The sequence below is a fragment of the Legionella sp. km535 genome, assembly GCF_003990085.1.
In the GTDB taxonomy this organism is placed as follows: Bacteria; Pseudomonadota; Gammaproteobacteria; order Legionellales; family Legionellaceae; genus Legionella; species Legionella moravica.
This window is the reverse complement of sequence record NZ_RZGU01000006.1, coordinates 76,766-89,515: the sequence shown is the minus strand read 5'-3', so window position 1 is coordinate 89,515 and position 12,750 is coordinate 76,766. Positions and strand designations below refer to the sequence as shown.

Here is a 12,750-nt window from a genome sequence, read left to right as displayed (position 1 = left end):
GATTCGAAAGATCGCGCTCGTTTAAAATAAAGTTTTGTTAATAGCCGCTTCCTGGGCAGTATGCCGAGAGATGATGTTATTATTTACCAATTCAGTCAAATGCTGATCCAGCGTTTGCATCCCTTTGGCCTGCCCCGTTTGAATTGAAGAATACATTTGTGCGACTTTATCTTCTCTTATCAAATTACGAATAGCACCTGTGCACATCATAATCTCCAGGGCTGCGACCCGGCCCCCATTATTTTTTTTCAATAAACTTTGGGCGACTACAGCCTGTAGCGATTCTGATAACATGGAGCGAACCATGGATTTTTCTTCTGCTGGGAACACATCAATGATCCTGTTGATGGTTTTGGTTGCCGAATTGGTGTGCAAGGTTCCAAAGACCAAATGCCCTGTTTCTGCTGCCGTCATTGCCAGGCGAATGGTTTCCAAATCACGTAACTCACCGACCAGAATAATATCCGGGTCTTCACGCAAGGCAGAGCGTAATGCGGCATTAAAACTCAAGGTATCCTTGTGAACTTCCCTTTGGTTCACCAGACATTTTTTACTCTGATGTACGAATTCAATAGGATCCTCCACAGTCAGGATGTGCTCGTAGCGTGAGGCATTAATGTAATCAATCATTGCAGCCAGAGTAGTACTCTTACCAGACCCCGTTGGTCCGGTAACTAAAACCAACCCCCTGGAAAATCCCGCCATATCTTTAAAAATTGGCGGTAAATTCAAATCGTCCATAGTCAATATTTTCGAAGGAATTGTACGAAATACTGCCGCAGCACCTCGTGACTGATTGAATGCATTAACCCTGAAACGTGCCAGATTATTAATTTCAAAAGAAAAATCCGTTTCCAAAAACTCCTCATATTCTTTTCTTTGCCTGTCATTCATAATGTCGTAAATTATTTTAATAACGTCTTTATGATCCAACGCTGGCAAATTAATTTTACGCAGATCACCATCTACACGAATCATTGGTGGTAATCCTGCGGATATATGTAAATCTGATGATTTATTTTTAACCGAGAAAGCCAGCAGTTCCGCAATATCCATACTCAATTGTCCCTAATCAATCAATCGACTCTTAATTAGTAGATTAGCTCAGTAATGGTTACACGGCAAACATTGTAGGAGTACCTGCTCTTTTGATATGGTTACACTTTTATACTCGTTGTGATGACACTATGAATCTGAGTGAACGTATTAAAGCAATTAATGATGAGATCTGCCAAACTGAAATTTCTGAAAACAGAACTCCGGGTTCTGTATTATTACTGGCAGTGAGCAAACAACAGGGTATCGAGTCAATCAGGGAAGCGTTTAACAATGGAATCAAGGATTTTGGTGAAAATTATTTTCAGGAGGCTGAAGCAAAAATATCCCAATTAAAACAACTGCCCATCTGCTGGCATTTCATTGGTCCTATTCAAAGTAATAAAACCAAAGGCATTGCGTCATTATTTGATTGGGTTCACAGTGTCGATCGCATTAAAGTAGCCAAACTGCTCAATGAGTTCAGACCCCCAGAACACCCGCCGCTGAATGTATGTCTGCAAATTAATCTGGCGGGGGAACAAACCAAGTCAGGAGTAACTCGCGAAGAAGCTCCAGATCTGGCTTTTGCTGTAAGTCAATTACCTCATTTAAACCTGAGAGGTTTAATGACCATTCCACCTCCCATAAGGAATCCTCAGGAACAATACCAGCTGTTTCATGAACTAAATCTACTGATGCAGTACATAAATAAAGAGTTCGATCTAAAAATGGATACACTATCCATGGGAATGAGCGATGATTTGGTTCCGGCAATCAAGGCAGGAGCAACCATAGTTCGTATTGGCAGAGCAATTTTTGGTGAACGTCGAGGAGCATCAGCATGAAGATCAGTTTTATTGGATTCGGCAATATGGCAAAAGCTATTGCCCGTGGTTTAAGTCAACAGGAGTCATGGTCATTATCCGCCGCATCCCCTTCATTAACCACAGGAATGAATCAAGAAGGTATTCACACCCACCATGATAATAAAGAAGTGGTCAATAATGCAGACGTTATCATTTTGGCTGTCAAACCCACACAAATGAGCACCGTTCTAAAAGAAATAACTCCTCTTATACCGCAAAATTGCCTTTTGATTTCTGTAGCTGCCGGATTAAGCCTTTCCTGGTTTGCTCAATACTGTGCGAGTAGCCAGGCTTTAATACGTACCATGCCCAATACCCCAGCTTCAATTGGTCTTGCGGCAACGCCAATGATCGCTAATGAAGCAACTACAAATGAACAGAAACAATGGGCAGAGCTGATTTTTTCTAAAATTGGCCTAACCACCTGGGCGATTAACGAAGATGAAATGGATACCTACACGGCTTTGTCCGGAAGTGGCCCTGCATATGTGTTCCTCTTTATGGAAGCAATGATAGATGCAGCTGTAAACCTGGGATTGGATCCGCAAAGCGCCAAAACATTTGCCCTGCAAACATTTACGGGCGCGGTTAATTTAGCTCATAATAACGATTTGAGTTTATCCCAGTTAAGAACAAGGGTAACATCACCGGGAGGAACAACAGCAGCTGCTGTAAACATACTGCAGGAGCAATTACATACCCTGGTTTTTAAGGCAATGAGTGCTGCAAAACAACGTGCACATGAATTGGGAGGGGTGTAATGAGACCTTACCATTCCAGAGGCTCTTGAAATATAAAATGAAAACCTTGGTAATTCACCGTGAATTACCCAATCTGTAACTTAGGTCAGTAGCATCAATAGGGGAAAAAATGTCTGGATTTACTGCTGTAGGAATTTTTTTAACATCTTTATTTTTTGGCTTGGTCATCTTGACTTTATGGTTACGTATCGCTCTTCGCTACTTTAAAGTCAGCGCGCTAAGCCCATTAAGTCAAGTAGTCTTATCCGTTACTGATCCCGTGATCAGGCCCATACAAACCCTTTTTAAATTAACATACCAGCCAGGGCAAAAATACGACTGGATGGCTTTTATTATTCTAATCATTGTTGAATTTCTAAAAATAACCATCCTGAGCCTGCTTGCTTTCCACACACTCATCCCTATTGGATATCTGCTTCTCTACATCGCTGCAGATTTAATCATCCAACCCTGTGATTTACTTTTTTATGCGATACTTATTCGAGTGATTATGAGTTATGTAAAACCAGGCTGGCAGCATCCTGTTGCTGATTTTCTACGCTTATTAACAGAACCATTATTAATTCTGGGAAGAAAAATAGTTCCGGATATATCAGGCTTTGATTTTTCGCCTTTTATAATTATGATCATTTTAAAAGTAATTACTTTATTTATCAGTGCATCCTTACCTTGGCGATTAATATAATTGAGGAATAATTGGCTAAATGGACTATACTTATTTTTGAAAGGATAGCCGGATTGAACATATGAACTTTATATATTGTGCCAGTGCCGCATTGTTGATGCTGCCATTAAATCTCTTGGCTGCTCAATCATACTATTGTCCTCAAAACCATGCCTACATTAATCTGGGTATGAGTACTAATGAGGTTATAGCAGCCTGCGGGCAACCAATAAGTAAACAAGACTCGGAACAACCGCTCACCCAAAAAATACCGGTACAGCAACTCATCTATAACAATCAAGGTACAAGTACTGCCTTTTATGGTGTTTGGAATGTTCAAACAGGAAGTGGCGGTGCTCAAATGGAAATCGATGTAGTTAATAATCAAGTAAAGGGAATCAAGATTAATGGCGGTAACAGTAATGCAACCAGCCTTTGTAGCGGCACCAGTATCCAGATGAATGATCCTGTCAGTAAGGTTTATGGTGCATGTGGCAGCCCGGACGTTGTCAACAACACTTTTGTTAATATGCCTGTGCCAACCGCCACCAAACCTCAAATATGGATTTACCAGCCCGGACAATATCAACCTTCAGTATCCTTGACTTTTGTTGATGGCAAACTACAATCCATCAACAATTAATTAAGGAAACAATCCAGATGACTGAAACTGTAGATGATATCACCATAGCCTATTCTGAAAATGGTACCGAAACAACAAAAGAGTTGGACAAACAAATATTATCAAAAGGTGCTTGGACCACAATCATGTTCAAGTATCAGGAATGGGATAATGCAAAAAATGATTATGGTCCGGTAAAATTTTCCATTCGTCGTTACCAAAAACGAAATAATCAATATTGGCAAAAATCAAAATTTAATATTTCCAGTGCAGATCAAGCACAAAAAATCATTGATATCCTGAATAACTGGTTAAAATAAACATACAAACTGAAACCACGTCAAATTTCACCCAGTGAGCGATCTCCTCAAAATAGGGCTGTATTTGTTTTACAGTCACCTTAAGGAGATCACTTGTTTCACTCAGGATGGCTTATTGTCACGATCACCTGGAATGCGCCATCCTGAACGTAGAAAAGGATATCCCCGAGCTGGCACGATACTGATTCTTCAGTCAAGTTTAACCTATCACTACGTCCAGGATGACCTCCTCTTTAGGTTCCAATAACATGTCTTTGCGAGCGTTAGCGAAGCAATCCAGATCGAGTCTTCGCTTACATTCTGGACTGGATTGCTTCATTTTGTTCGCAACGACGACTTATTACAATGAATTAAAAATTCGTACACAGAACCTGGCGGTTACAATAAAGCATATAACTCCTACTTAAAGCAGCCAACCCCATCAAAGCCTATGACATGACATTCTTTATAAGAAGACTGATCCAGCACATAACGCACAGCGCCATACTCAGCATAGATTCGTCCATCCTTGCCAAGCGCAACATGAGGCGTTTGATACTGTGTTTCAGCTTCACAAGCTGATTTATTGAGATTCCAGACAACTCCATTCACATTGACGGTAGACTGTTCCGGCTTTAATGAATGAGTACCACAGGCTTTAACGGATAATTCAGGCACTGATGGTGCAGAAAATAAAATATCATACCCTGCTAACGATGTTTTTACTGCATTTTCTGCGTCCAGGATTCCATGACCGCAGGGTTTTTTGCCAACACAGGATTTATTTGTATCATTACTTTTGCCGAAATCATGAGTGGTAATGTATAAAATTTGCTCCACCTGCTCTGCGTTCAATGTTTTTTCACTGACTGCGTAAACCAATCCCGCCACACCAGCAACATGCGGAGATGCCATACTCGTTCCTTGATAAAAATCAAAGCCAGACGAATTGTATCCTCCGCCGGGATTAACTGTTGATAAAATACCGCCAGCAGTACCATAACGTTTATCACCACCAGGAGCAGCCAGAGTTACACTGGGACCGTAATTAGAAAAGTAGGAACGCAAACCTTCAGGGCCAGTAGAAGCAACCTTTATAGTTCCATTACAGACACCCGGGGCATTAAAATGCTCCCATAGATTATCATTCCCGGCAGCAGCTACAAGCACTGCTCCTTTTTTACGGGCAAAAAAGACTGCTTCCTGGAGTGCTTCATCACAATAATCAATTTCTTTACCCGGTTTTTCATCTACCCCAAAACTCATATTCAAAACTTTCGCTGGATGCATATTCGTTGGAACTCCGGGTACTTCGCCTCCGACAGCCCAATAAATTCCATTCACCACAGCACTTTCATAAAACATTCCGGATGCAGCAGGAATTTTGACGGTCAGAATCTTTAGATCCTCGCCAACTCCAGTCATGACCTGACCATATCCAGCGATTGTTCCGGAAACGTGAGTTCCGTGGTACGACTTGGTTTCATCACTTAAATCATTGTTGTTACCTGCGAAGTTCCAACCCCAGACATTCCCTTCCGTGTCTTTGACAAGGTTATTCACCAGACTGTCGTTCAATGCAATTCCGGTATCCAATACAGCTACCACTATAGGCTTTTTCCCATTACCTGTAGTATATGCCCACGCACCATCTCTTAATCCCGCTTTTGATTCCAGCATGATTCCTGCAGGACGCTGAAACTCATCCCACTGGCTTTCATGGGATAATAGTTGGCTTAATTCCGAACTGACCACAGGATCGGGGACCGGTTTAAAATATCCAATTCGATCTTTAACTGCATACAATACATTAGGGTTCTTACGTAGTTTCTCCAAAACCAGATCTGTATTGTCTCCATCATGACCTTTAATAGAAGGTACATTCGAGGCATCCAATATGAGTGAATACGCTCCATTGGCCATTGGCTTCATTTCTTTAACTGGCAACTGGATTGATTTAAATACTTGTGATTTCAAGGAAGACAATGCAGCAGGTTGTTGTTTGTATTTAATAATCACTCGTACAGTGTCATTGGCAGGGGCAGCTGTAATACCATGCGCAACGGATAAAAGACTCAATCCCAGAATGCTTGATTTTAAACCCATGTGTGATACTCCTTATCAAAATCTAAAAAATAACAGCAGGACTCAGTATGCAGGAGAACAAATAGCAACACAAGGATCAGAATTAACTTCTCAATAACCAAGGATAACCTAACCCGAATAAAATGAGAGAGCTACTGGATGACGTGAGTAATTACAAATTGATTGGTAACACCAGCCCTGTTCAGCTGATTCCCTGTTGATCTTTATATTCAGAAGGAGTTAATCCTGTCCATCGTTTAAATGCTTTTGTAAAACTGGAGGTATCATTAAATCCTAACAAAAAGCTTACTTCCGTTATCGAAATACCGTTATTTAGTAAAAAAGTTTTAGCCTTTTGCTCCCGAACTTCATCCAATAGTTCTTGATAAGTTACCTCTAGTTTTTGTAAATGACGTCTTAATGTACGTGAGGTCATGCATAATGTACTGGCAATTTCATCCATACTAAGATGATTTAAATTACTGTGCAGTATGATTGCCTTTATTTTACTAATTAAATCCTCATTTAAACTCAAGTTTTTTGCAATTTCCTGTAATTGATTTTTGGCTAACTGATAACTTACATCATCAGCAAAATGAATTGGAGCATTTAACTCCCCTGCTTCAAGCCACACTCGGCTGCATGGGGCAGCAAAGACCACCTGGGTTTGAAATAACTGTTCATAATACTCAGCATATCCGGGTTTAGCGTAATCAACGTCGATCCTAGGACAAGGTACAGAACTGTTAATCAAAAAAGCTCTCATGTTGATGAAGTGAATCAATGCCAATTCCGTCATAAAACGAGAAATTAAGGGATCTTCTGTTAAAGAAATAATTTGTATGTACGCTCTATTTAGATTGGCTTCCTGATGTAATTCAAGACTTAACAGACTGGTTCGAGTATTAAGATAACTGAGCATGATCTGAATCGCTGTTTCTAATGTTGGACTGCTCATGGCAGCATATCCAAGAAAGCCATGATTCACTATGGATAAGCTTTGGCCAAACACCAAACCCAAATGAGGACAATTGCTGAGCTTATAGGCCGCTTCGATTACCCGTTTAAATTCTGCCATAGATAAATATAGGGATGGATCATGAACTCTGACGGGATCGATGCCAATTTGGTATAAAAATTGAAAGACCCCAAATTGCTCAAGGCATTTTTCTAAACTGACAAGATAATTAGCAGCAATAACCCGTTCCACAAAGGGGTGCCTCATTTTAAAGTTGATTTAATAATGCTTCTGCATCCAACAAAAAAACATGTAATGCCCACGAACTCATCTATCCCCACCGATATCTATAAGTCACAATGCAGAATGTGCCTTTTTAATAAATGAGGAATTCTCGGGCATAAAACAAGGCTAGAAGGAGCTGACAACAGCCCCTGCTATTCTTAATACCGATATTGATCCGGTTTATAAGGGCCATTTTTGTTAACCCCTATGTACTGCGCTTGTTCAGCCGTTAATTCTGTTAATTTGGCGCCAATTCGTCCCAAGTGCAAGCGAGCGACCTTTTCATCTAATAATTTGGGTAGTACATACACCTGATTTTGGTATTGATTGGAGTTAATAAATAATTCGATTTGAGCCAAAACCTGATTTGTGAAGGAGGCTGACATCACAAAGCTTGGATGTCCGGTTGCACAACCTAAATTAACCAGACGACCTTCAGCTAAAATAATAAGCCTTTTGCCATCAGGGAATATAACATGATCCACTTGAGGTTTAATGTTTTCCCATTGATATTGTTTCAGGCTGTGGATGTCAATTTCAGAGTCAAAATGGCCTATATTACACAATATGGCCTGATTTCTCATGCGTCTCATGTGATCATGAGTCACTACATGATAGTTACCTGTTGCAGTAACCAAAATATCGACCTGTTCCGCGACATCATCAAGAGTTACGACCCGATAACCTTCCATTGCTGCCTGCAAGGCACAAATAGGATCAATTTCTGCAATAAGAACAGAAGCTCCTTGACCCCGCAAAGCCTGCGCGCATCCTTTGCCCACATCACCATAACCCAGAATCAATGCCACTTTACCAGCAATCATCACATCAGTAGCTCGTTTTAAGCCATCCAACAAAGATTCACGACAACCATAAAGGTTATCGAATTTGGATTTGGTAACCGCATCATTCACATTAATTGCAGGGATCTTCAAATGCCCATGTCTCGCCATTTCATACAATCTGGCAACCCCGGTTGTCGTTTCCTCAGAAACACCTTTTAGCCCTGCTAAAAGATGAGGGTATTTTTGATGAATAATCTGAGTCAAATCCCCACCATCATCCAATAATAAATTGGGAGTCCATCCATTAGGACCAGTAAGTGTTTGTTCTACACACCACCAGTATTCTTCCTCGGTTTCCCCTTTCCAGGCAAATACGGGAATACCGGCATCAGCAATAGCCGATGCCGCATGATCCTGAGTTGAAAAAATATTACAGGAAGACCAACGAACCTCAGCCCCTAAAGCAATAAGTGTTTCTATAAGTACAGCGGTTTGGATGGTCATATGCAAACAACCAGCGATTCGAGCTCCTTTTAAAGGACGAGATGGACCAAACTCTTGTCGCAACGCCATTAAACCTGGCATTTCAGTCTCTGCTATCGCTATTTCCTTTCGCCCCCATGCAGCAAGAGACATATCCGCTACTTTAAAATCCTGGGTTTTAGTTTCTTTCACTGTTGCTTCCGTTACTGAGTTCATATGATTTTCCTTAATTATAATGCTTTTTTCAGCTCATCCACTTTATCCAAACGTTCCCATGGAAATTGTTCTCTTCCATAATGGCCATAAGTAGCTGTTTTTTGATATATAGGGCGAAGTAAATCGTGGTGATCAATAATGCCCTGGGGAGTTAAATTAAAATGAGTATGAATCAAATCAATGATTTCGCTATTTTTTAAACGGCCAGTTCCAAAAGTCTCAACAGAAATTGAGGTAGGTTCAGCAATACCGATAGCATAAGAAACCTGAATTTCACATTTATCTGCTAATCCTGCCGCAACTATATTTTTAGCGACATGGCGTGCTGCATAGGCCGCGGAGCGGTCTACTTTTGATGGATCCTTACCTGAAAAACATCCGCCACCATGTCTGGCCATACCACCATAAGTATCTACAATAATTTTTCGTCCGGTTAAACCACAGTCACCCAGAGGACCGCCTATAACAAATCGTCCGGTTGGATTAATAAAATAACGTGTTTTACTGGTTAACCATTCAGCAGGGATAACCGTTTTAATTATTTCTTCACGCACAGCTTCTGTTAATTCGCTGTGGCTAATCTCTGGGGCATGCTGAGTTGAAAGCACTACAGTATCGACCTCTACAGGCACTCCGTTTTCATATTTTAAAGTCAATTGACTCTTGGCATCAGGTCTTAACCAGGGTAATTTGCCGGATTTACGTAAACTGGCCTGTTGTTCCATTAATCGGTGTGCATAGGCTATAGGTGCAGGCATATAGACGTCGGTTTCACGACTGGCGTAGCCAAACATGAGCCCCTGATCCCCTGCTCCCATAATTTGGGTTGTTTTATTATCGACACCCTGAGCAATATCCGGTGACTGTTTGCCAATTGCAGAAAGTACCGCGCACGACTCCCAATCAAACCCCATTTGTGAACTGTTATAACCTATTTCTTTTATTACATTACGGGTAATTTCATCAACATCAACCCAGGCTTTAGTTGTTATTTCCCCACCGACCAATACCATTCCTGTTTTTACAAAAACTTCGCAGGCAACTCGTGCTACAGGATCCTGCTTTAAAATAGCATCTAAAATAGCATCTGAAATTTGATCGGCTATTTTATCCGGATGTCCTTCGGATACAGATTCGGAGGTAAAAACATAACATTCACTCATTGAAAATCCTCTACATTATAATGTTCATTTTCAGTTCTCAGACAAGTCTAGCGGTTAGCCTGATTTTCTTTCATTAATTGTATAAAGTCATCGAATAGTATTTCGATATCATGTGGTCCTGGACTTGCTTCCGGATGCCCCTGAAACCCAAAAGCGGGTTTACTTTTATGTTTGATGCCCTGCAAAGTATTATCAAATAATGAGCGGTAGGTTACTTCCAAACAATCAGGAAGACTTTCTTCTTCAACGGCAAACCCATGATTCTGGCTGGTAATGTACACTTTTCTATCACCTTGAGTTGCAACGACCGGGTGATTTGCCCCATGATGTCCAAATTTCATTTTTTGAGTTGTTCCACCACAAGCAAGAGCCAATATCTGGAATCCCAGACAAATTCCAAAAACAGGAATTGTGCTCTCTAAAATTTCTCGAGTTGCTTTGATCGCATAATCGCAAGCCTCTGGGTCACCTGGTCCATTAGACAGAAAGACACCGTCTGGATTCATTGCCAACACTTCTGAAGCAGTAGTTTTAGCTGGAACTACCGTTAAATGACATCCCTTATCATGTAATATGCGCAGGATATTATTTTTTACACCAAAATCATAAGCCACTACATGAAAATGATTGGGTTGGGATCCAGAGCCCCAATGGCCCAGGCCCTCATGCCATCGCTCAATGGTTTGTCTTGACACTTCCTGAGCTAGATCCATTCCTTCCAATCCGGAAAAGGCTTTGGCCTTGGCAAGAGCCTTTTCAGGATCATTCACTTCTGTTGTGATGCATGAGCCAATCGCACCATGTTCACGTAATCTCAAAGTTAAATCACGAGTATCAATACCAGATATAGCCACTATCCCGTGCTTCTTAAGCCAGTCAGGAAGTGATTGCTGAGCCCGATAGTTACTGTGTAAAATGGCACAGTCTCGCATCACCAAACCAGCAGCCCAGATTTTATTCGACTCCAGATCCTCGTCATTACAGCCAGTGTTACCAACATGCGCTGCTGTTAAAGTAATAATTTGTCTGGCGTAAGAGGGATCGGTTAGCATTTCCTGGTAGCCCGTCATAGAGGTATTAAAAACCAACTCTCCAACACAATCACCATCAGCGCCTGCTGAAACCCCTTCGTACATTGTGCCATCAGCTAACACTAGAATTGCTGGTTTATTAATCATGTATATGCTCTTTTATGTTCAATATAAGTCACTCATTGCTTCATATAGGACAAATTATGCAGTGCATTCCATGCACATTTTGACAAATCCAGCAATTGTAACTTACTTATTTCAAAATTTCATGTCTTCAAAAAATTTTTTCACACCGGCAAACCAGGAGCTGGATCGCGGAGAATGATTCGATTTGGCACTTTCCAAAGACTCTTGAAGTTGGGTCAGTAATTCCTTTTGTTCTCGCGATAAATTGACTGGAGTTTCCACAACAACTTTACACAGCAAATCGCCTTGTCCATGACCACGAACGGACTTCATTCCTTTCCCTCTTAAGCGAAATACTTTGCCAGTTTGTGTTTCCTCTGGAATTTTCAAAGTGACTCGGCCTTCAAGAGTAGGTACTTCTATTGAACCGCCTAGTGCAGCAGTAACAAAACTAATGGGTACCTCGCAATGCAAATCATTTTCATGGCGTTCAAATATCGAATGGTTTTTAACGTTTATTTGGACATACAGATCTCCAGGACCTCCACCATGTATCCCTGCCTCTCCTTCGCCACTTAACCGAACACGATCGCCATTATCAACACCAGCAGGAATCTTGACTGTTAATTTCTTGCTCTCACGGATTCGCCCCTGGCCGTGGCAATTGGTGCAGGGATCTGAAATGGTTTTCCCTTCGCCATGGCAACTAGGGCAAGTTTGTTGAATGGAGAAAAATCCTTGTTGAATTCTGACCTGGCCTATTCCATTACATGTTTCGCATGTTTTCGGACTGGTGCCTTTTTTGGCTCCAGAACCGGAGCAGACCGTACAGGAGCCGTGACGTGGAACAGTAATTTCCACTTCTTTGCCTGTTGCCGCTTCTTCAAGTGTCAGTTGCACGTTGAATTGCAGATCGGAACCTCTTTGTCCTCGTGACTGACGGCCTTGACCCCGTCCTCCCGAAAATATGTTTTCAAATATATCCTCAAATACATCACCGAAGCCGCCAAATCCACCGAAACCACCATGACCGCCAGCGGATGCGTCAACACCAGCGTGTCCAAACTGATCGTAAGCCGCTCGTTTTTGAGAATCGGAGAGAATAGCATACGCTTTTTGAATTTCTTTAAATTTTTCTTCTGCAGAGGCATCATCGGGATTACGATCAGGGTGATACTTCATCGCCAGTTTGCGATAGGCTTTTTTAATTTCCGCATCACTAGCGCCTCGACTAACTTCTAAGAGTTCATAATAATCCCGCTGTTCCATAACTGCTCACATTTTTTATAAATCACTGACCATTACCAGTACGCTTTTGAAAAGATTAAGTACCAGTAGCGGTCAAAAACAAACGGGACGATAAAATCG

At 41.3% G+C, this 12,750-nt stretch carries 12 protein-coding genes; 5 read left to right on the top strand and 7 right to left on the bottom strand.

The features are described 5' to 3' along the window. Positions 1–21 precede the first annotated feature (21 nt). The gene (locus ELY21_RS05175) at positions 22–1,056 is read right to left on the bottom strand and encodes a type IV pilus twitching motility protein PilT (RefSeq protein WP_127107500.1); all 1,035 of its coding nucleotides are present in this window, start codon (positions 1,054–1,056) and stop codon (positions 22–24) included. A gap of 131 nt (positions 1,057–1,187) precedes the next feature. On the opposite strand from ELY21_RS05175, the gene ELY21_RS05170 reads away from it, so the two are divergent. The 5 genes from ELY21_RS05170 (at position 1,188) to ELY21_RS05150 (ending at position 4,271) form a co-directional block, all read left to right on the top strand. Continuing rightward, a complete protein-coding gene (locus ELY21_RS05170) occupies positions 1,188–1,883 on the top strand; it encodes a YggS family pyridoxal phosphate-dependent enzyme (RefSeq protein WP_127107622.1) in 696 nt (231 codons plus the stop codon). Next, positions 1,880–2,665 (top strand): pyrroline-5-carboxylate reductase, encoded by a 786-nt coding sequence (proC, locus tag ELY21_RS05165; RefSeq protein WP_127107498.1) that lies wholly within the window; start codon positions 1,880–1,882, stop codon positions 2,663–2,665. The genes ELY21_RS05170 and proC overlap by 4 nt, the downstream gene beginning before the upstream one ends. Positions 2,666–2,774: 109 nt before the next feature. Next, positions 2,775–3,350 (top strand): YggT family protein, encoded by a 576-nt coding sequence (locus ELY21_RS05160; protein WP_127107496.1) that lies wholly within the window; start codon positions 2,775–2,777, stop codon positions 3,348–3,350. Between the two features lie 61 nt (positions 3,351–3,411). Next, on the top strand, positions 3,412–3,972 hold the full coding sequence (locus ELY21_RS05155; protein ID WP_127107494.1) for a DUF2845 domain-containing protein: 561 nt from the start codon (positions 3,412–3,414) through the stop codon (positions 3,970–3,972). 17 nt (positions 3,973–3,989) lie between these two features. Next, entirely contained in the window at positions 3,990–4,271 is a 282-nt protein-coding gene (locus ELY21_RS05150) for a hypothetical protein (RefSeq protein ID WP_028385282.1), read from the top strand. A gap of 399 nt (positions 4,272–4,670) precedes the next feature. On the opposite strand, the gene ELY21_RS05145 is transcribed toward ELY21_RS05150, so the two are convergent. The 6 genes from ELY21_RS05145 to dnaJ all read right to left on the bottom strand — a co-directional run bounded on the left by ELY21_RS05145 (position 4,671) and on the right by dnaJ (position 12,651). Next, entirely contained in the window at positions 4,671–6,356 is a 1,686-nt protein-coding gene (locus tag ELY21_RS05145; RefSeq protein WP_127107492.1) for a S8 family serine peptidase, read from the bottom strand. A 181-nt stretch (positions 6,357–6,537) separates the two neighbouring features. Then, a complete protein-coding gene (locus ELY21_RS05140; protein WP_199741641.1) occupies positions 6,538–7,545 on the bottom strand; it encodes an AraC family transcriptional regulator in 1,008 nt (335 codons plus the stop codon). A gap of 191 nt (positions 7,546–7,736) precedes the next feature. Next, positions 7,737–9,062, bottom strand: coding sequence for an adenosylhomocysteinase (ahcY, locus tag ELY21_RS05135; protein WP_127107488.1), 1,326 nt, complete (start codon positions 9,060–9,062; stop codon positions 7,737–7,739). 14 nt (positions 9,063–9,076) lie between these two features. After that, a complete protein-coding gene (metK, locus tag ELY21_RS05130) occupies positions 9,077–10,225 on the bottom strand; it encodes a methionine adenosyltransferase (RefSeq protein WP_127107486.1) in 1,149 nt (382 codons plus the stop codon). Positions 10,226–10,272: 47 nt separating this feature from the next. Beyond that, positions 10,273–11,400: a glutamine-hydrolyzing carbamoyl-phosphate synthase small subunit gene (gene carA, locus ELY21_RS05125; protein WP_370272508.1), complete on the bottom strand. Its 1,128-nt coding sequence runs from the start codon at positions 11,398–11,400 to the stop codon at positions 10,273–10,275. Between the two features lie 114 nt (positions 11,401–11,514). Next, on the bottom strand, positions 11,515–12,651 hold the full coding sequence (gene dnaJ, locus ELY21_RS05120; protein WP_127107482.1) for a molecular chaperone DnaJ: 1,137 nt from the start codon (positions 12,649–12,651) through the stop codon (positions 11,515–11,517). Positions 12,652–12,750 lie beyond the last annotated feature (99 nt).